Below are 20,354 nucleotides of genomic sequence, written 5' to 3'. Positions count from 1 at the left end.
CAACCGGAGTCCGGCTGGAGTACTAGTGCCGTGACCGGCGATGTTTGCCCGTCGAGGAGCGTCGTCGTGGGGGCACCGCCCGCGCGAGCGGAGCCGAGCGTGGGGGAGCGTGCGCTCGCAAGGCGGCCGGAAGTCCTTGATTGGGGTCTCCCCTGCTCTGGGGTCCCTCCCGGCCGAAGGCCGGGGGAGAAGTTGAGAGCTTGGGGAAGGAGCTGCCAGGGCTTTCGGCCAACGCCGCTGGGGGCGCCCCCTGCTCGTAGAGCTCGGGGGAGTGCGTGCCGGGCGGCGCGACAGGGCACAGCTTGCCGGGAGGGGCACTGGAAGGACAGGACTCGCCGGGGCCACCTGGCGATCGAAGCCACAGGAGGACGCCGCGCGGCCGGGCTGCGCGGTGCTCACCGGCTACGGCGCCGTCCACCACGGCGCCCGGGTGCGGCCCGGCAGTCCGTCGCCCGCCCCCGGTGTCGGCGATGTCGGCGGTGTCGGCCTCGCGATGCTCCGGTCCGCGCGGCTGGCCGGGGCCGGGGGGATCGTCGCGGATGTCATCGAGGACAAGGAGGGGCCGCGCGGGCGGCCGGCGCGACGGACTTCGTCCTCGCCGCCGACAGGACAGCGCGTGCGCGCGGGGACGGGGGACGCACCCTGGTGGTGTTCTGACTGCGGCCCCTTCTGGGGGCCCTCGCGGCACTAAGCGGGCGCTCACCCGCAGGATAGGGTGGCGGGATGACGGTCGAGACCGATGAGTCGTTCGGCGGCGTCACCCCGGACGCCGCCCGCAGGCTGCTCCTGGGCGCCGTCCAGGCGTTCGCCGAGCGCGGCTTCCACGCGACGACCACCCGCGACATCGCGGGCCGCGCGGGGATGAGCCCGGCCGCGCTCTACATCCACTACAAGACCAAGGAAGAGCTGCTCTTCCACATCAGCAGGGTGGGGCACGAGCGGTCCGTCGCCGTGCTGGAGGAGGCGGTCGAGGGCGCGGGCGACAGCGCCGGACGCCTGGCCGCCGCCGTCCGCGCCTTCGTCCGCTGGCACGCCGAACACCACACCACGGCCCGTGTGGTGCAGTACGAGCTGGCCGCGCTGGGCGAGGAGCACTACGCGCGGATCGTGGTGCTGCGCCGCCGCAGCGAGGAGATCCTGCGCGAGGTGCTCCAAGAGGGCGTGGCCACCGGTCAGTTCGCGGTCGAGGACATCCGCGGTACGACGCTGGCCGTGGTGTCGCTGTGCATCGACGTGGCCCGCTGGTTCAGCCCGGAGGGCCGCAGGACGCCGGACGAGATCGGCGAGCTGTACGCCGGCCTCGCCCTGCGTATGGCGGGATACCGGGACGGCGGCCGGTAGCCCGCTACCGGCACGCGGTACGCGCTACCGGCGCCCGCTACCAGTAGTAACGGCTGAGGCTCTCCGCCACGCACACCGGCTTGCTCTCGCCCTCCCGCTCGACGGTCACCTTTGCGGCGACCTGGACGCCGCCGTCCGAGGCCGTGGCGACCTCGGCCAGCGTCGCGCGGGCACGCAGCCGGGAGCCGACCGGCACGGGGGAGGGGAAGCGGACCTTGTTCACACCGTAGTTGACGCCCATCCGCATGCCCTCGACGCGCATGATCTGCGGGATGAGGGAGGGCAGCAGGGACAGCGTCAGATAGCCGTGCGCGATGGTGGTGCCGAAGGGGCCCTCGGCGGCGCGCGCCGGATCGACGTGGATCCACTGGTGGTCGCCCGTGGCGTCGGCGAACAGGTCGATCCGCTTCTGGTCGATCTCCAGCCAGTCGCTTGTGCCCAGCTCCTGGCCGGTGGCCTCGCGCAGTTCGTCGGCCGAGGTGAAGACCCGGGGTTCCGCCATGCGAACAACCTCCCACGCGGTACGCGCCCTGTGCGGGCGGGGTGTCTTGCTGTCGAATGTCCTGCGAACGAACGCGTCGCCGACGGCCGCAGGCGCGCCGAATAAGCGATTGCTCAGTCCCGCTCGGATGTCAGCATGCCAGCCCCGCCCCCCGGGCGCCAGCCGTCACCACAGCGCCGGACGCCGGTCGTGCCACGGCCGGGCCGCCTCCAGCTGCGCCGATACGGACAGCAGCAGGCTGTCCTCGCCGTAGCGCCCGCCCAGCATCACACCGATGGGCAGGCCCGCGGCGCTCCAGTGCAGCGGCAGCGAGACCGCCGGCTGGCCCGTCGCGTTGTACAGCGGTGTGAACGGGGTGAAGCGGGCGTTCCCCTCGAACTCGGCGAGCGGGTCGGCGTCGTTGCGCAGACCGCCCACCGGCTGCGGCGGCCGGGCCAGGGTGGGGGAGAGGATCGCGTCATAGCCGCTTCCGGGGGCGAGCAGCGCATCGGCCATCAGCTGGCCCATGGTGCGGAAGGCGTACAGCGCTGCGGCGAACCGGGGCGCGGGGACTTCCCGGCCCCGCGCGCGCAGCTGACGGGTCAGCGGGTTGAGCAACTCCTCGCGCCCCTCGGGCACCGGCCGCGTCGCCGCCGATACGGACCACACCGTGGTGAAGGCGTCCTTGAGGAACTCCTCCACCGGCAGCTCGATCGCCTCGACCTCGTGTCCCAGCTCCCGCAGCAGCGCCGCGGCCCCCTCGGCGGCGGCCACACACTCCGGATCGGTCACCACTCCGGGCACCGGCGCCGTGGTCACCAGGGCGATCCGCAGCCTGCGCGGAGCGCGGGAGGGCGCCGCGGCGTCCGCGTAGGTCTCACCCGGCGGCAGAGAGGGCGCGCTGTAGGGGTCGCCGGGCATCGGGCCGGCCAGCACGTCCAGCAAGGTGGCCGCGTCCAGCACCGTGCGCGCCAGCGGCCCGGAGGTGGACAGGCCCGTCACATCGTGCAGCGTCGGTCCGGGGCTGACCACGCCCCGGCTGGGCTTGATGCCGAACAGCCCGCACACCGAGGCCGGGATCCGGATCGACCCGCCGCCGTCACTGGCGTGCGCGACCGGGACGAGCCCCGAGGCGACCGCCGCCGCCGCGCCGCCGCTGGAGCCGCCCGCCGAGCGGGAGAGGTCCCAGGGGGTGCGCGCGGGCGGCGCGAGCGCGTTCTCCGTATAGGGCGGCAGCCCGAACTCGGGGGTGTTGGTCTTGCCCGGCATCGGGCAGCCCCCGGCGCGCAGCCGTGCGGCGACATGGTCGTCGGTCGTGGCCACGTGGTCTTCGAGCGCGGCCGAACCCATGGTCGTGCGGACGCCCGCCACGTTGTTGAGGTCCTTCACCGGTACCGGGACGCCGTGCAGCGCGGGAAGCGGGCGCCCCTCGCGGCGTGCGGCCAGCGCCTCGTCCTCCGCCGCCCGTGCCTGCCCGCGGGCCAACTCGGGCGTGACGGTGAGGAATGCCCCCACCTCGGCGCCGAGCCGGTCCATCCGCTCCAGGCAGTGTTCCGTCAGCTCCACAGGGGAGACGGTGCCTGCCCGGATCGCTGCCGCCTGCTCCGCCGCCGTCAGATCGTGCAGTTGGGACTTCCCCATCGCGCCGTCCACTCCCTCGCGTCGCGCCGTCCACGTCCTCGGGCCCCGGCGAGGCCCGACTGGTTGTACGGCGCATCCTCGCACCGGCACCCCTGGCGGGTCACCGGCGCTGGGGTCTCTCGTGTGGATCTTCGTGGATCGGGCCGCGGCGTCGGATGCGGTGCCTCGCAAGGCGGAGGAGCTTCCTCGTACTGGGCGTACTCGGATGCTCCGACAACGCGGCGAGGTGCCGTAGTTGTCGTCGCGGACCCGCGGAGATCCGCACGAGAGAACCCTGGCCCGGTCGTGGGTCTGGTCGCGGGCCTGGTCGGGGCCCGGTGGCGGATCCGGCCGGGGATCCGGCGCGAGGTCAAGTCGGCGGGTGTGGTCGGCGGGCAGGCGGTCAGGTTCGCGGGCACTGGTCGAAAGTCCAAGTCGGCGGTCCGGGCCGGGAGTCCGGGTCAGTGGTCCCGGCGGACGGCCGAGGTCAGCGGGCCGGTTCGGGAGTCCAGCTCAGCCCTGGGAGGGGAGTGCGGCTCCCCAGCCCAGCCGGGAACTCCCTTTCTGGCGGTGCGCGTTGCGCGCCTCGCGCCTTCCGGTGTCGGTCCGCACTTCCGTGCGGACCTCACGGCGAGGCGCGCGGGCGTCGTCCTCCTCGTCCATCGCCTTGATCATGCGGCGCAGCACTTCGGCCAGCCGGGGAGTGGGCGGCTGGGAGGGATCGCAGCGCATCAGCGACCTGCCGCCCCATGTCATGCGGTGCCACTCGTCGAGGGCCGTGGGCTGTCTGATTCCCTTGCGCTTCTCCCGTCTGCGGCGGGCCGCCACTTCGGACTCGTAGGCGAGCCACACCGCGCGGGCCTCCTCCAACTCCTCCAGCGCGGTGAGGAGCAGTGCGGGGTCGGGCTCGCGCTCGTCGGGAGGGAACCCGGCGTTGCGGCACAGGTGGTGCCAGGTGGCGCGGTGGCCATACGGCGCGAACCGCTCCAGGCATTTACGGAGAGCCTGCCGACGCTGCGACGGCTCTCTCTCGGGGTCACGGACTTGTTGGGCGAGCGCTCTGAAACCGGCCAATCATCCCACCTCCGGCGGAGAGGACCCGAGTCGTCGGGGATGTGACGTACTGCCCCTCGCTTTGGATCCCTCTCCGGCGATGCTTTTTCGCGCGGGGTGCGCGCAGCTTGCTATGGCGTGGCGGAATACCCCGCATGTGGCCCTCTATTCCTCCGGAGGACGTATCCGTGTCCCACCGGCCGCAGCCGCTTGTGGGATACCCGCCTGTCACGCGTACACGACGCCGCGCGCCGCACACACCAGGAGAACGAGCCCTTGCCCGCTGCCGTTCCCGAAGGCCGGCGGAAGGTGCGCGCCGAGGCGGGCGGAAGGTGCGGGCGGCCTCTTCCGTCACAACATACCGACCGGTTAGTCTGCCCGGCGGAACGAACGTGACCAGCGGATCAGGCAGAGGGGCAGCCGATGGAGTCGCAGCCGCACAAGTCACAGCCGGGGGAGTCACCGCGCGAGAGCGTCGTCGTCACAGGCGCGGGCGGCGGCATCGGGGCGGCCCTGGCCCGCCGGTTCGCGGCCGAAGGGGCCAGGGTCGCCGTCAACGACATCGACCCGGTCGCCGCCCGCGCCGTCGCCGAGGAGATCGGCGGCATCGCCGTTCCCGGTGACGCCGCCACCATCGTGACCGCCGCCCGCGAGGCGCTCGGCGGCACCGTGGACACCTTCTGCGCCAACGCGGGCATCGGCACCGAGGGCGGCCCCGAGACCCCGGACGCGGACTGGGGCGCGGCCTGGGACCTCAACGTCATGGCACATGTGCGCGCCGCGCGGGAGCTGGTTCCGCACTGGCTGGAGCGCGGTCGGGGCCGCTTCGTCTCCACGGTCTCGGCGGCCGGGCTGCTCACCATGGTCGGCTCCGCGCCCTACAGCGTGACCAAACACGCGGCGCTCGCCTTCGCCGAGTGGATGTCGGTCACCTACCGGCACCGCGGCATCGACGTCCACGCCATCTGTCCCGCGGGTGTGCGCACCGACATGCTCGCGGGCACCGGAGTGGCCGGGGACGTGGTGCTCAAGCCCGGCGCCATCCCGCCGGAGGCCGTCGCCGACGCGCTGTTCGCCGCGTTCGCCGAAGGGCGCTTCCTCGTCCTGCCGCACCCCGACACCGCGCGCCACTACACCGCACGCGCGGGCGACCCCGACTCCTGGCTGAGCGCCATGAACCACCTCCAGCAGAAGGTCGAGCGCCGCGCACGCGCCGGGGACGGGACCGGGGCGGCCGGGGAAACCGGCGGCGCCCGCGCGGCCGGAGGGACCGGCGGCGCCGGCGCGCCCAGCGTCGTCGGCGGAGGAGAGGGGCGCGCATGACGGCCCGCGCGCGTCCGGCGTACGAGGACAAGCCCTGGCTCGCCCAGCTCAACGAGGCCCAGCGGGCCCCCGTCACCCCACCGGAGACCGTCCTGCACGCCTTCCGCGCGGCGGTCCGCGAGGTGCCCGAACGCACCGCGCTCACCTACTTCGACGGGCGGCTCACCTACGCGGAGACCGACGCGCTCAGCGACGGCATCGCCGCCCACCTCGCGGCGACCGGGCTGCGGTGCGGCGACCGGCTGGCCCTCATGCTCCAGAACACCCCGCACTTCGTGCTGGCCGACGTGGCTCCCCGGGAACTGGCCGCCTACTGCGCCGAGCGGCTGGCCGCCTGCAAGTACCCGCGCGAGGTCGAGATTCTCCCCGACCTGCCCAAGACCACCAGTGGGAAGATCTTGCGGCGGGAACTGCGATCCCGCCGGGGGAGCGCGTGAACGAAAGGCAGGTGACGGCCATGGCGGCCACAGACGGTGCGAGACGCCCCGCACGGAGGGACGCGGCCGGGCCGGCGGAACGGGCTGAACCGGCGGCCCCGCCGAATACGGCCCCCGTGCCCCAGCGCCTCCTGGCCGCCGCCACCCGCCTGTTCGCCGAGCGCGGCTACGACCGCACCTCCGTCCAGGAGATCGTCGAGGCGGCAGGCGTCACCAAAGGCGCGCTCTACCACTACTTCGGCTCCAAGGACGACCTGCTGCACGAGATCTACGGCAGGCTGCTGCGGCTCCAGACGGAGCGGCTCGACGCGCTCGCGGACAGCGAAACCCCAGTCGAACAGCGCCTCCGCGAGGCAGCCGTGGACGTCGTCGTCACCACCATCGACAACCTCGATGACGCCATGATCTTCTTCCGTTCCATGCACCAGCTCTCCCCCGAGAAGCAGAAGCAGGTGCGCGCGGAGCGCCGCCACTACCACGAGCGGTTCCGGGCGCTCGTGGAAGAGGGCCAGGAGGCGGGCGTCTTCAGCACCGCCACCCCCGCGGACCTGGTGGTCGACTACCACTTCGGCTCCGTGCACCACCTCAGCAGCTGGTACCGCCCAGGGGGGCGCCTCACGCCACAGCAGGTCGCCGGACACCTGGCCGACCTGCTGCTGCGTGCGCTGCGCCCATAGCTCTACGAAGGGACTTTCCGTTGAAGGCATGGCGCGTCCACACCAACGGCGAACCGCGCGAGGTGATGCGGCTGGAGGAGATACCCGAGCCCGAACCGGCCCCGGACCAGCTCCTGGTACGGGTACTCGCCGCCAACGTCAACTACCCCGACGCGATGCTCTGCCGGGGCGAATACCAGATCCGCCCCTCCCTCCCCTTCACCCCCGGCGTCGAACTGTGCGGCGAGATCCTCGCCGGTCCTCGCACGGGCGAACGCGTCCTCGGCCAGCCGGTACTGCCCGCCGGCGCCTTCGCGGAACGCACCGTCATCACCGCGCGGACGGCCCTCCCTGCCCCCGGCGCCCTGGACGACGCGGAGGCAGCCGCCCTCCACATCGGCTACCAGACCGGCTGGTTCGGCCTGCACCGCCGCGCGGCCCTGCGCGAAGGCGAAACCCTGCTGGTGCACGCGGCGGCGGGCGGCGTGGGCAGCGCCGCCGTCCAACTGGGGAAGGCCGCGGGCGCCACGGTGATCGGTGTCGTGGGCGGCCCCGCGAAAGCCCAGGCCGCGAGCGACCTGGGCTGTGATGTGGTCATTGACCGGCGTGCCGATGACCTCGTCGCCGCCGTCAAGGAGGCCACCGGGGGCCGGGGCGCGGATGTGATCTACGACCCGGTGGGCGGGGACGCCTATGCGAAGTCTGTGAAGTGCGTGGCGTTCGAGGGCCGGATCGTCGTTGTCGGCTTTGCCAGTGGGGCGGTGCCCACGCCTGGGCTCAACCACGCTCTGGTGAAGAATTACTCCATCCTCGGCCTCCACTGGGGGCTTTACGCGCAGCGCGAGCCGGAGGCGATCGTGGCGTGTCACGAGGAGCTTTCGCGGCTTGCCGCCGATGGTGCCATTCGCCCGCTGGTGAGCGAGCGGGCGGCACTGGGGGAGGCGGCGGATGCGGTTCAGCGGGTGTTCGACGGGGTGACCACGGGGCGGGTGGTCGTGACACCCGCGATCGATCCGGACTGAGGCAGGGGGCGGCCCCCCGAACCGATTTCGGCTGCGGTGCTCCGCCCCCTTTTGGGCTGTCGGACAGTTTGCGCCTCCCTGGGGGCTGTCGGACGATTCCCGTCGGATTCCTGGACCGTGGTCGAGGAGAGGCGCGCGAGGCGTCTTTGAACCGCATCATCGAGCCGTGTGAGGTCGGCGTGGTGTCGTCCGCGGTCGTGTTGTAGCGGCGCGTTCCACCGGGCCGCTACAACACGACGGGCGGCCGATCTCACCACGGCATCACGCTCACCGCGGTAGACCGTTCAACTCTCCTGCCGCTGGGGGCCGATTCGTGTCCGCCCCTCGCGGGGTCGGGCGGCGCGGAGGTCCACTGCCTCCGGGGAGAACTCCTCCACGATGCGCGACCGGTCGATCTTCCCGTTGAGCCGCCGGGGCAGGTACTCGGTGGAGAGCTGTAGGTAGCGTGGGAGCTTCCGGGGGGCGAGGTGTTCACTCGCCGTGGCGAGCAAGTCCTCCGGGCCGACCTCCGACCGGACCACTACGACAGCGGCGACTTCTTCGCTGCGGACCTCGTCCGCGACTCCGAACGCGATCGCCTCCACCACCGCTGGATGGGCCAGCAGAGCGTCCTCGATCTCGCCGGGACCGATGTTTTCCCCGGAGCGCTTGATCATGTTCTTCTTGCGTCCCAGGAAGTACACGGCTCCGTCCGGCCGCACCTCGCCCAGATCCCCGGAAACCACCCACCCGTCGATGAGGGCTTCCGCGGTCGCGTCCGGATCTCGCAGGTAGCCGAGCATGACGTGGGGGTGACGCAGCCGGATTTCCCCGAGTTGCCCGGCGGGCAGCCGTTCGCCGTCCGCGTTGAACACCGCCACCTCCACGTCGGGCATCGGAGTGCCGACGTAGCCCGGTTCGCGGTCCCGGGCCGCCCCCGGGGCGCTGCCCGTCGCCATGGCACCGGTCTCCGTCATGCCCCACACGGTCGCGAGTTCCACGCCGAACCGGGCAGCGAACCGCTCGTTCCAGGCATGCGTGATCACCAGCCGCAGGGAGGGCTCGCCGGGGCCGGGCGCATCCTTCTCCGTCTCCAGCAGAAGGTTCAGGTGCGCGGGGAACAGGATCGAGCAAGTGGCCATGGACCGGGCCGTCTGCTGCCAGAACGCCGAAGGGCTGAACCGGTCCGCCAGCGCGAGCGTTCCCCCCGCGGCGATGACCATCGCGGGCGCGGTCAGCGCCCCCACCGCGTGCGCGAGGGGGAGCGGCAGGAAGTAGACGTCCTCGGCGGTGAAGCCGAAGTGGGTGGCGAACCCGGCGCCGGAGCAGACGAAAGCAGCCGCGTCCAGCACGACCCCCTTGGGCTTCCCGCTGCTTCCCGAGGTGTACAGCACCATCGCCGGGGAGTGGGCGTCGTGGTGCTCCAGCGGCCCGAACGGCAGCGGTTCGTGGGACTCCCAGTCCGCGAACTCCGGCCCGCCCGCGCGGCCCCCGTCGGTGACGATGCGCCGCACATGGCGGAACTCGCCGGCCCGCGACAGCAGAACGGCGCTCACGGGGCCATCGGCCAGCAGGATCTCGGCCTCACTGTGGTTGATCTGGTGGCGCAGCTCGTCGAATGCCAGGTCGTTCTGCAACGGCACCACGACCGCGCCGAGTTGTATCAGCGCGAGATGCACCAGCAGCGCCCGTGTCGTGTTCCCCATGGCGACAAGGACGTACACTCCCGGCCCCACGTCGAGCCCCGCGAGCGCGGCGGCATACCGGGCCTTCGCCTCGTCGAACTCGGCGTAGGTCCACTCTTCGTGCTCGAAACGCAGGAACGGGTGGTTGGGGGACTGCTGGACGCGCCAGTTCCACAGCTCCCGTCCCGTCGAGATGTGCGCCGGAATCATGGCGGGCCGCCTTCTGGTCCGATTCAATTTCCCGCTCCGAGGAATTTCGTGATCAGTTCGGTGACCGGCCCGGCGTTCTCCATGTGCACGTGGTGGCTGCCGGGCACGGTCACATGCCGCAGGTCCGGGACGCTCGCGATCCGGCGCGGGTAGTAGTCCTCGACCAGCGAGGTCCGGGTCGCGCTGATCAGCAGGGTCGGGGCCGTGATGGCCCGGATGAACGCCAGCACCTGCTCCTCGCCGAAGGTGCGCACCGGCGGGTACTTGATCCGCGGATCCGTGCGCCAGGAGTACCCGTCGCCTACCGCGACGAGGTCCCGTTCGACCAGCCGCTCCGCCGTGTCCAGCAGGATGTCGGCGAGCTGCATCCGCGCGTGCACGGCCTGCTCGATGCTGCGGTACCGCGGTGCCTCCCTGCCGTCCAGGAAGGCGCGCAGATAGCGGGCGACGGTTGTGCGAGTCTCGTCGGCGGGAACCGCGGCCGGCCCCAGCGCGTCGATGAGCACCAGCTTGCTCACCTTCTCCGGGTGCGCCCCGGCGACCACTGTGGACAGCGCGCCGCCCATGGAATGGCCGATCAGCCGGAACGTGTCCCAGCCCTGGAGCTGCGCGAATTCCAGGATCGCCGCGACGTAGTCGTAGTAGTTGCAGGTGACCGAGCCGATCGGGTCCGAGCGGCCGTGGCCGGGCAGGTCGATGGCCGTGAGGTCGAGGTCTCCGGCGCGCTCGAGGAACGGCACGAAACTGGCGCAGTTGTCCAGCACCCCGTGCAGGCACAGCGTGGGCGGGCCGCCGGTGCCCCGGTTGTGCCAGCCGCGCACCGTCAACCCGGACTTGGGCAACCGGACTGCGAGCTCGGCGAGATCGAGTGCGGTGTCGGTCATCGGGCCACCTCGGCCGACGCGGAGGTGAGCCGTTCGCGCAGCTGTCCGACGAGCTGGCGGATACTCGGGCCCTTCATCAGTTCCATGATCGTTACCTTCACGCCCAGCTCCCGCTCGATCCAGCCGCTGATCTCGACCGCGAGAAGTGAGTCCAGGTAGTCCATCAGCGGCATGTCGTCGTCCAGTGAGTCGAGCGGGATGCCCAACACCGTCGCCACCCGCCCGCGCAGCCGCTCCGAGAGCAGTCCTTCCAGCTCTTCCGCGGACAACACGTCCAGCAGCTGCTTGAGCGAGCCGCCGGTGGCGGCCGGGTCCACGCCTCCGCCGCCGGAGTCGCGGACATCCTCGTACCGGGGCTGATCCTGCACGCCCTGGCCGTGGTGTCGGAAGAACTTCGCCCAGTCCATCGGCAGGATCGCCAGCTGGGCCGCCGAGGCCCCGAGCGTGGACCGCAGCGCCTGGAAACCGTCCGCGATCCCGAACGAGCGCATGCCACTGGCTTCGACGTTCCTGCGGATGTCCTCCCGGCCGGCGACGTACCCGGCGTCCGCGACCGCGCCCCAGTTGATCGCCAGTGCGGGGCGGCCGCGGCGACGCAGCGCTTCCGCGAGGTGGTCCAAGTAGGCGTTGGCCGCACTGTAGTTGGCCTGTCCGACGTTGCCGACGAACGATGTGGCCGAGGAGAACAGCACGAACGCGTCGAGGGAGAGGTCCTCGGTGAGCTCGTGCAGGTGCCATGCGCCGAGTGCCTTCGGCTCCACGACCGACGACCAGCTCTGCGGGGTCATCCCGGTCAGCATGACGTCGTCGAGCACCATCACGGAGTGCAGCACACCGCGCAGCGGCGGCAATTGCGCGGCGACGCGGTCCAGCAGTCCACGTACCTGCTCGCGACTGGTCACGTCCACGGCCTCGGTCAGGACCTGCACGCCGCGCGCCCGCAACGCCTCGACCCGGTCGGCCGCGGCGTCGTCCGGCACGCCGGACCGGCCGACCAGTGCCAGATGCCCGACTCCGGCGTCGGCCAGCGATTCGGCCATGGCCAAGCCGACGCCGCCGAACCCGCCGGTGATCAGCCAGGTCCCGCCGGCGACCTCGACCGGCTCGTCCGGTACGTGCACCAGCTGGTCGCGTTGGTCGATCAGTACGACGCTCTTGCCGAGGGTGCGCCCGGCCGCCAGCTGACGGAACGCGGCGGTCGTCTGTCCGGAACCGTACAGCCGGTACGGCAGCGGGTGCAGCTCACCCGAGGCGAGCAGCCCGAGCAGCTCCGTGAGCTCGGCACGCACCTTGGCCGGCCGGTCCAGCAGCATCTGCCGCAGGTCCAGGCTGAAGTAGGCGAGGTTGCGAGCGAACGGCCGCAGGCCGACCCTGTGGTCCTCCGCCTGGTCCCGCTTGCCGATTTCCACGAACCGTCCGTAGGCGGCCAGGCAGGACAGGTTGCGCTCGGCCATCCCGGCACCGGAGGCGCTGAGTACCACATCGACCCCTTCTCCGCCGGTCGCCTCCCGGACCTTCTCGGCGAACCGCCCGGAGCGGGAGTCGAAGACGTGCCGTATGCCCAGCGAGCGCAACAGCTCCCGCTTCTCCTCCGAGCCCGCCGTGGCGAGGACCTCCGCCCCCACCATGCGGGCGATCTGCACAGCGGCCAGGCCGGTGCCGCCGGCCGCGGAGTGGATCAGGACCCGCTCCCCGGGCTCCAGCCGGGCCAGCCGCCGCAATGCGATCGAGGCGGTCAGGAACACGATCGGCGAACCGGCCGCTTCCACGAGTCCGAGCCCGTCCGGCAGCGGAACCACCGTGTCCGCGTCCAGCGTCAGATGCGAGGCGAGCGCGCCCTGGGCGCTGTTCATCGCCACCACTCGGTCGCCCACGGAGAGTCCGGTGACGCCGGCTCCGACGGCACGGACGGTGCCTGCGCATTCGATGCCGAACCGGAAGTCGGTGGCGGTGTCCAGCTGCGGCACCTGGCCGAGTGCGAGCATCACGTCCAGGAAGTTGACGCCCGCCGCGGCCACCTCCACCTCGACCTGGGCGGGACCCGGTTCGTCCCGCCGGACCGCGGTGTACGCGAGCGCGTCGAGCGCTCCTGAACCGGGACTGGTCAGGCGGAAACCGTCGGAGGCGGGCAGTTCGCTCGCCCGCACCGGCGTGCGAAGCGACTCGGCGGGCACGGGACGGACGCGGCGCACGAACCGCTCACCGCCGCGCAGCGCGACTTCGCGTTCACCGTCCTCCCGGCACAGCTCAGCCCACAGCGCGTCGGCCTGCTCCGGGCCACCGCGCTCGTCAAGATCGATCGCGGTGCACCCGGTCTCCGGCAGTTCCAGCCCCGCCACCAGCGACAGACCCCAGGCACCGGCTCCGGCCGGGCGGGGTCGGCCGTTGCGGAACGCATGCGCGCCCCGCGTCACCAGGTGCAGCCGCGGCCAGCTTCCGTCCACCGACCGCTGTAGCGCCCCCACCAGGTCGACGGCGATCGTTCCACTGCGCCGCAGCGCCTCCCGTAGTGCCTCGCCTGTCGTCTCGTCGAGCACCGGGCCGGAATCCCACAGCACGACGACGCGCTCGATCGAACCGCCGGCCAGCAGCGGCTCCCAGTCCTCGGGACGGCCGATGCGCACTTCCTCGGTGTGCGGCCTCACGACCAGCGGGTCCCCGCCGGCGGTCGAGATCCGCTCGGCCAGCTCTTCGGCGAGCCCGGAGCCGTCGTCGACCAGCAACCACCGCCCGGAAACCTCCGGCGCCGCCGGCCGCGCCACCTCCGGCGCGCCTGGCGAGCTGCCCAGCACGACCGTCTGCCCACCGGCGGTTTCCCCGCCGGGGTCGGCGATCGCGAGCACGTCCTCGAACCCTGTGCTGCGCAGCGCCTCCTCCCATTCGGCGGCGCCGATGAGCGGCCCCGCCGGCCGGAGGTTGAGGTCGCGGAAGGCCCACCACCCGGACAGGAGGCCGAAGGTCAGGTCGAGCCACCGGTTGCCCGGCACGGCTTCGACGAGCGCCAGCACGCCGTTCGGGGCGAGCAGCCCGCGCAGCCTCGTCAACGAAGCACGCAGGTCACCGGTGGCGTGCACGACGTTGGCCGCCAGCACCAGGTCGTACGAGCCCGGGGCGAAGCCCTGCGCTCCCAGGTCGTGCTCCAGGTCCAGAGTCGCGAAGTCCACGAAACCGGTACCGGCGAATCGGTCCTCGGCCTTCTCCAGGAAGGTCGGCGACACGTCGGTGAAGGTGTACTCACTCCGGTCGGCGGGCAGCACCCGCAAGGCCGTGCTGGTGAGCCCCCCGGTGCCGGCCCCCACCTCCAGCACCCGTAGCGTGCGCGCCGGGTCGGTCTCGTCCACCAGGGACCGCAGTGCCTCGCCCAGCACCGCGTTGGAGCGGTGGCTCATGGGCGCGGTCTCGTAGATCGGCGCAATCCGCTCGTCGCCGTCGCCGAACATCAACTCCAGCGGGTCAACGGATCCGGTCAGCACGCCGTGCAGGTTGCTGCCCGTCTGCCGCAGCAGCAGCAGTTCCCAGATACGGCCCGGATGCTCGGCGAGCAGTTCGCCCCACTTCGGCCCCGGATCGCAGTCCGGGATCTTGGTGAACTGATAGCGCCCGAAGTCCTCGCGCAGTACCCCGTCCTCGACCAGGAACCCGAGGTAGCGCTCCCACGCTTGACGATGTTCCCGGAGCAGCCCGGTGCAGTCGGCGACGCCGAAGGTCTCCCCCTCACGGCACTGGATCCCGAACCGGGACAGGGCGAGCCACGTGTAGTCCGCACACAGCTGGTGCACACCGAGCTGGTACCGCTCGTCGATGGCTCCCGCGGGCAGCGCCGCCCGCACCTCAGGGTTCGCCAGCCGCGCCGACAGGCCGTCCGGGCGCAGCCTGAGCGCTCCGGGCAATACGGCCTCGGTTCGCGCGGACTTCCACCGCAGTTCGTGGAGATCGTCCAGGACTCCGCGGCGAGCGGAGCCCGGCTGCCATACGACTTTGCCGCGCAGCGCGACGTACTCGGCCACGACGTTGCCGTCGTCGTCCGTCAGCCGGATGTCGACGCAGAGCCCGCCGGCGTCGTGCTTGCGGGACGTGCTGTGGCACCACAGCGGCAGGTCGATCTCGTCCGTGACCCGGACCTGGTCGATGCCGGTGGGCAGGAACGCGAACGGCAGCAGCTCGCCGGGACGTTCCGGGGAGGAGTGCAGGATCGCGCTTTGGAAACAGGCGTCCAGCACCGCCGGGTGGAACAGGTAGTCACCAAAGGTGCGGCGCAGCACGCGCGGGATCTCGATGCGGGCCAGCGCTTCACCGTCGGCCGTGTGCAGAGCCGAGATCCCGCAGAACGCCGGACCGTACACGTAGCCCTTGTCCCGGAAGTTGCCGTAGACGTCCAGCGCGGAGTGCCGTTCGGTGCACCGCTCGCGCACCTCGTCCAGGTCCACGACGCCGTGCGGTTCCGAGGCTGCCGGTACGTAGCGCCCCTTGGCGGCCTTCGTCCAGGCCGTCCCCCGCACCGGGCGGTGGTGGAACTCGAAGGTCCGGGAGTCCTCGTCGAGTTCCAGCCTGGTGATCTCCCGTTCGTCGGGGCCCAGCACGCAGGCCCGTTGGAACTCGATGTACTCCAGCGCGCAACGCTTACCGGTGAGCTCTTGGGCTGCGCTCAACGCGGCTTCGACGTAGGCGGCGCCGGGAACGATCACTGAGCCGAGCACGTCGTGTTCCTTGACCCACGTGAGCCGGTGGTCGTCCCACTTGATCTCCCATGTGGGGTGGGCGGCGTCGATGCGCTTGAGCATCGGGTGCCGCTGCCGGGCGGAGCGGTAGGCGAGGGAGGTCTCGCTCTCGTTCCAGTAGCGCTGCTCGATCCAGGGGTTCACCGGGAGGTCCAGTGCTGGGGTCCGCGGACCGTAACGTCGCTGCCAGTCCACCGGCGTGCCCGAGGTGACCAACTCGGCGAAGGCGCCGAAGAAGACCTCCCAGTCGTTCTTCTCGCGCGCCAGCGACGAGACCGCGACGATGTCCGCGCCGGCCGACGCGGTGATCTCCTTCAGCGAGTTGATCAGTACGGGGTGCGGGCTCAGTTCGACGAAGCAGTCGAAACCGTCGTCGAGCATCGAGCGGACCGCGGGGTCGAACAGCACCGGCTGACGGAAGTTGCTCCACCAGTAGTCGGTGGACAGCTCGGCGCCCGTGACGGCCTTGCCCGTGGCGGTCGAGTACATCGGGATGTCACCGTCCCGGCCGCGGACCCCTGCCAGCTCGGTCAGCAGCTGATCGCGAAGCGGGTCCATGTCCTCGCTGTGGCACGCGCAGTTGACCCGCAGGACCCGCGCGAAGACTCCGCGTTCCTTCAGCTCCGCTTCCAGGCGCCGCAGCAGCGGCAGCCTGCCCGACAAGGTGGAGGCGGCGGGGCTGTTCTCGGCGGCCAGCCACAGCTCGTCGTGCTCCGCGCAGAGCGCGAGCGCTTCGGACTTCGGCATCGCCACGAACATCATGCCGCCGGTCTCATCGGCGTCCTCCTGGATCCGCGCCCTGTGGCAGATGATCCGCAGCGCGGTCGGCAGGTCGATCGCGCCGCTGACGTGCGCGGCGGCGATCTCGCCCATGCTGTGCCCGCAGACGCCGTCCGGGACGACCCCCCAGGACTTCCACAGCTCGGCAAGGGCCACCTGCACCGCGAACATGGTCGGCTGCAGGCAGTAGGTGCGCTGCACCGGGGAGGACTCAGCGTCCGGGGCGAGCAGCGCCTCCTTGATCGACCAGTCGACGAAGTCCCTGGCAACCCGGTCGCATTCGTCGATCTTGGCGGCGAACAGCGGGCTCGTCCCGATCATGGTGCGGGCCATCGCGAACCACTGCGGTCCCTGGCCGTTGAACAGGAACCCGATCTTGCCGCTCCGGCTGCCGCGGGCGTGCCCGGGGAACACGCCCGGACCGCTCTGCCCGGCGGCGAAGTCGCGCAGTTTCCGCCCGGCCTCCCCGGCATCGTGTGCGAGGACCACGACCCGGTGGGGGTGCTCGCTGCGCCGCAGTGCCAGGTTCGCGCACAGCTGCTCCAGGTCGGGGGCGCTGTGTTCCAGCAGCGTCGCATGCCGCAGCGCAAGCTCCCGCAATGCCTGCTCGCTGCGTGCGTTGAGTACGAGCACGGAGGGCACGGGCGACGGCGGCCCCACCGGTTCGGTGGGCTCCGGCTCCGCCTCGGCCAGCACGACGTTCGCGTTCGTACCGCCGAAGCCGAACGAGTTCACGCTCGCGGCGGCACGCTCGTGATCCGGCCACGGACGTATTCGGGTGGGCACGTCGATCTTCAGGCCGCGGAAGTCGATGGCCGGATTCGGCGCGTCGAAGTGCAAGCTGGCCGGGATCTTGCGGTGCTTGACCGCCAGCACTGCTTTCAACAGGCCCGCGATACCCGCGGCAGCCTCCAGGTGGCCGATGTTGGTCTTGATGGACCCGATGAAGGCGACGTCATCCTCGGCGCGTCCGTCGCCCAGTACCCGGCCGAGCGCTTGGGCTTCCAGCGGGTCACCGACCGGTGTCCCGGTGCCGTGCGCCTCGACGTAGCCGATCTCGTCGCCGGACAGTCCCGCGACCGACAGAGCGGCCCGGAAGTTCGCCTCCTGCGACTGGTCGTTGGGCACGGTGATGCCCTGGGTCCGGCCGTCCTGGTTGACCGCGGAACCGAGGATGACCGCGTGTACACGGTCCCCGTCGCGCTGCGCGGCGCTCAACTTCTTCAGCACCACCACGCCGGCGCCCTCGCCGCGCACGTAGCCGTCGGCGGACGCGGCGAACGCCCGGGAACGCGCTTGAGGCGAAAGCATCGACGCCTGGCTGAGTGCGATGGCGAACTGCGGTGTCAACATGAGGTTCACCCCGCCGGCCAGCGCGAGCTCGCTCTCGCCCGCCAGCAGGCTCTTGACCGCCAGGTGCACCGCGACCAGCGAGGACGAGCACGCGGTGTCCACCGTCATACTCGGCCCGCGGAGGTCCAGCGCGTAGGACAACCGGTTCGAGACGATACTCATGAACGTGCCGGTCGCGGAGTGCGCACCCGCGCCGTCGGCCTCCGCGGCGGACAGCGTGAGACCGCCGTAGTCCTGGCTGCACGCGCCCATGAACACTCCCGCGTGGGACCCGGCCAGGCTGTCCGGTGGGATGCCGGCGTCCTCCAGCGCTTCCCAGCCGACCTGGAGCAGCAGCCGCTGTTGTGGGTCCATCTGTTCGGCGACACGGCCGGAGATGCCGAAGAACGCGGCGTCGAATCCGTCCGCGCGCTCCAGGAACCCGCCTTCCCGGGCGTTCATCCGTCCAGGCTGCTGCGGCCTCGGCGCGTAATAGGTGTCGGCGTCCCAGCGGTCTGCGGGCACCGGGACGATCGCGTCCCGCTCGTCGGCCAGCAACTCCCACAGCGAAGCCGCATCGACGACGCCACCTGGCAGCCGGCAGCCGATCCCGACGATTGCGATGGGCTCCGTCGTGCCGTGGTCCGTGAATGCGTCGGTCATTGTTCCGCCTTTCTACGCATGAGGCGGCCGAGCAGGATGAGTACCTGGGAAGTGGCGAACACGTCCTGCAGAGCGCGGAATTCCTGATAGCTCTCGGTGTCCGGGTACGGGTAGGGGCCGCCGCTCCAGGAGCCGTCGGCACGCTGCTGCGGCAGCAGCCAGTTCAGGCCCTTGCGTACTGCCGGGTCATCGAGCCCGGCGCCCGTGGCAACCAGTGTCCGGAGAGCCAGGACGGTCTGGAGTTCGCCGGAGATCGTGGAGCTGAAGCCGTCCACCTCCGCATACCAGTAGCCGTCCCGATGCTGGTCGGACAACGTGAAGTCCCGGATGGCGGCCACCGCCGAATGACAGCCGTAGGCGGCCAGCGCCGCCGTCGCGGGTCCGGCCAGGTAGTAGTGGGTGTTGTAGTAGAACCAATTGATGCCGAAGTGGCCGGACTTGGTCTGCTCCTTCGCCAGGAAGTCCAGGGCCTCGTCCAGGTAGGCCGGCTCCTCGTCCAGCTCGTACAGCGCCATCAACGCGAAGCCGGTGACCGAAGAGGTCGTCTGGAACGCCTTGGGGACGTGTGGGTGGACCTCCGACCACGATCCCGCGGGCGATTGCCGGGCGCGCAGGTATCGGGCCTTCGCGCCGGCCTCCTCGCGCAGCCCCAGATGCGTCAGAGCGGAGATGTACTCGCTGCTGGTCTCGGTGCAGAACTCCGCGGACGAGACCTCCAACTCGCCCCAGCTGATCATGCCGTTGGGCTTCTCCTGGGCCTTGAGATAGGCCAGCACCCGGCCGACCCGTCCCTCGTCCCAGTCTGCGGATACCTCTCGCCATATCGCGATCGCCTTGAGAGCGTTGACGGTGTCCCAGTACTTGAGCAGCTTCGCCGTCGGGTAACGGATGATGGAACCGTCCGGAATGGCTCCGTCGGACTGCTGACAGGACCCGAAATAGCGCAAGGCGGCGGCAACCCGACCCGTTACTTCTGATTCACCGCGGGGGAAGGTGAACCGGGTATTTCCAGCGGTCATCGAATGAATCGCTGCGCGTCGACCAGCGCCTGCTCGGCTTCCGCGGCCACTTGCCGCACGATTTCGGCAGCAGGAAGAACCTCGGCCACCCGGCCGATACCCTGCCCACCCACCATCATGCCGTTTTCCATATCGCCTTCGAGTGCTCCTCGCCGCATGGCAGCGCCCTCGATGCGCATCCGCTCGAAATGCGGAGTATGGTTCTCCTCAAGCTTTCGGACCTCTTCGGTGAAGCCGTTCTTGATGAAACGTGCCGGACCGAAGAAAGCAGGCACGATCTCGGTGTCGGTCTCCCGAGCGGAAACGATGTACTTCTTGTTGCCCTCGTTGTACTCGGACTCCTCCGAGGCGAGGAAGCGCGTCCCCATGTACCCCATCTGCGCTCCCAGTGCCAGCGCCCCGGCGAGCGCGGTGCCGTCGACGACGCCGCCCGCAGCCAGTACCGGCAGGTCCACCGCGGCGGCGATGGACGGGACCAGTACGAACGTGTTCACCGGCTCATGTCCGACGTGCCCGGCCGCCTCGAAACCGGTGGCGATCACTGCGTCCATGCCCTCGCGCTGAGCGGTCCGCGCGTGCCGCACGTTGGACACCGCGTGGAAATGCAGCATCCCGGACTCGCGGAAACGCTCGTTCATGCCGTACATCGCCGGGTGGCCGCCCGATGTGGTCAGCACTCTCAGCTGATCGCGAACCCGTGGGTCGCGCTCCCGCTCCCGCAGGATCGCTTCGAGGATCGCTGGGGCGTCCGGCTGCTCCTGCGCGATCCGGACGTTGATCGCGAGTGGTCTGGCAGTCCGCGAAACGGCGAGGCGGATGCCTTCCAGGACCTGCTCGACGACCTCCTCCACCAAGGCCGACAGTTCGTCCTCACTGATGCCCGGGCGTTCCAGCACGATGGCCGGGTGCGCGATAGTGCCAAGCGCTCCGGCCTCGGAGATCGCCGCCGCCAGCCGGGCCAGGGTTATCGGACCGATACCCCCCATGCCCGACTGCATGAACGGGTACTCGATACCAATCCGATCGGCCAGCGGGGACGATATGGGCACTATTACTCCTGGGCTCTTGCTGCGGAATCGATAGCCGCCCCGTCGAAAATCTGGCAATTCCGCTCCGCCGGTCGGCATTGGAATTTTCCGAACAATAGCCGG

13 protein-coding genes and 1 pseudogene are annotated in these 20,354 nt (G+C 70.9%); 6 read left to right on the top strand and 8 right to left on the bottom strand.

The genetic code is table 11. The annotated features are described in order from the left end of the window. Positions 1–358 precede the first annotated feature (358 nt). Positions 359–618, top strand: a pseudogene (locus ABD339_RS27325) (alcohol dehydrogenase); the annotation flags it as partial. Positions 619–723: 105 nt separating this feature from the next. After that, positions 724–1,341 (top strand): TetR/AcrR family transcriptional regulator, encoded by a 618-nt coding sequence (locus tag ABD339_RS27320; protein ID WP_344569660.1) that lies wholly within the window; start codon positions 724–726, stop codon positions 1,339–1,341. A 37-nt stretch (positions 1,342–1,378) separates the two neighbouring features. Here ABD339_RS27320 and ABD339_RS27315 read toward each other — a convergent pair whose 3' ends face one another. From ABD339_RS27315 to ABD339_RS27305, 3 genes are all read right to left on the bottom strand, one after another. Further along, on the bottom strand, positions 1,379–1,843 hold the full coding sequence (locus tag ABD339_RS27315; RefSeq protein ID WP_344569658.1) for a MaoC family dehydratase: 465 nt from the start codon (positions 1,841–1,843) through the stop codon (positions 1,379–1,381). 165 nt (positions 1,844–2,008) lie between these two features. Then, complete coding sequence (locus ABD339_RS27310; protein WP_344569656.1) at positions 2,009–3,463, bottom strand: amidase; 1,455 nt, start codon at positions 3,461–3,463, stop codon at positions 2,009–2,011. Positions 3,464–3,955: 492 nt separating this feature from the next. Continuing rightward, a complete protein-coding gene (locus tag ABD339_RS27305; RefSeq protein ID WP_344569654.1) occupies positions 3,956–4,516 on the bottom strand; it encodes a hypothetical protein in 561 nt (186 codons plus the stop codon). A 402-nt stretch (positions 4,517–4,918) separates the two neighbouring features. On the opposite strand from ABD339_RS27305, the gene ABD339_RS27300 reads away from it, so the two are divergent. Genes ABD339_RS27300 through ABD339_RS27280 form a run of 4 tightly spaced genes read left to right on the top strand, consistent with a single transcriptional unit; the run spans position 4,919 to position 7,933 of the window. Further along, a complete protein-coding gene (locus tag ABD339_RS27300) occupies positions 4,919–5,818 on the top strand; it encodes an SDR family oxidoreductase (protein WP_344569652.1) in 900 nt (299 codons plus the stop codon). Further along, the gene (locus tag ABD339_RS27295; protein WP_425576113.1) at positions 5,815–6,255 is read left to right on the top strand and encodes an AMP-binding protein; all 441 of its coding nucleotides are present in this window, start codon (positions 5,815–5,817) and stop codon (positions 6,253–6,255) included. The genes ABD339_RS27300 and ABD339_RS27295 overlap by 4 nt, the downstream gene beginning before the upstream one ends. 20 nt (positions 6,256–6,275) lie before the next feature. Beyond that, a complete protein-coding gene (locus ABD339_RS27285) occupies positions 6,276–6,932 on the top strand; it encodes a TetR/AcrR family transcriptional regulator (RefSeq protein WP_425576112.1) in 657 nt (218 codons plus the stop codon). Between the two features lie 20 nt (positions 6,933–6,952). Next, positions 6,953–7,933, top strand: a complete 981-nt coding sequence (locus tag ABD339_RS27280) for an NADPH:quinone oxidoreductase family protein (RefSeq protein WP_344569648.1) — start codon at positions 6,953–6,955, stop codon at positions 7,931–7,933. Positions 7,934–8,217: 284 nt separating this feature from the next. On the opposite strand, the gene ABD339_RS27275 is transcribed toward ABD339_RS27280, so the two are convergent. From ABD339_RS27275 to ABD339_RS27255, 5 genes are read right to left on the bottom strand one after another with little or no spacing between them, the layout of a single operon-like run. Further along, complete coding sequence (locus ABD339_RS27275) at positions 8,218–9,807, bottom strand: class I adenylate-forming enzyme family protein (protein ID WP_344569646.1); 1,590 nt, start codon at positions 9,805–9,807, stop codon at positions 8,218–8,220. A gap of 23 nt (positions 9,808–9,830) precedes the next feature. Then, positions 9,831–10,691, bottom strand: coding sequence for an alpha/beta fold hydrolase (locus tag ABD339_RS27270; RefSeq protein WP_344569644.1), 861 nt, complete (start codon positions 10,689–10,691; stop codon positions 9,831–9,833). Beyond that, complete coding sequence (locus ABD339_RS27265) at positions 10,688–18,184, bottom strand: SDR family NAD(P)-dependent oxidoreductase (RefSeq protein ID WP_344569642.1); 7,497 nt, start codon at positions 18,182–18,184, stop codon at positions 10,688–10,690. The genes ABD339_RS27270 and ABD339_RS27265 overlap by 4 nt, the downstream gene beginning before the upstream one ends. Then, entirely contained in the window at positions 18,181–19,203 is a 1,023-nt protein-coding gene (locus ABD339_RS27260) for a prenyltransferase/squalene oxidase repeat-containing protein (RefSeq protein WP_344569641.1), read from the bottom strand. The genes ABD339_RS27265 and ABD339_RS27260 overlap by 4 nt, the downstream gene beginning before the upstream one ends. Then, a complete protein-coding gene (locus tag ABD339_RS27255) occupies positions 19,200–20,252 on the bottom strand; it encodes an NAD(P)H-dependent flavin oxidoreductase (protein ID WP_344569640.1) in 1,053 nt (350 codons plus the stop codon). Before ABD339_RS27255 ends, ABD339_RS27260 begins: the two co-directional genes overlap by 4 nt. Positions 20,253–20,354: the final 102 nt, after the last annotated feature.

Origin of the sequence: Streptomyces axinellae, from assembly GCF_039532135.1 — a bacterium.
Taxonomy (GTDB): domain Bacteria; phylum Actinomycetota; class Actinomycetes; order Streptomycetales; family Streptomycetaceae; genus Streptomyces; species Streptomyces axinellae.
This window is presented reverse-complemented; position numbering and strand designations above follow the sequence as displayed.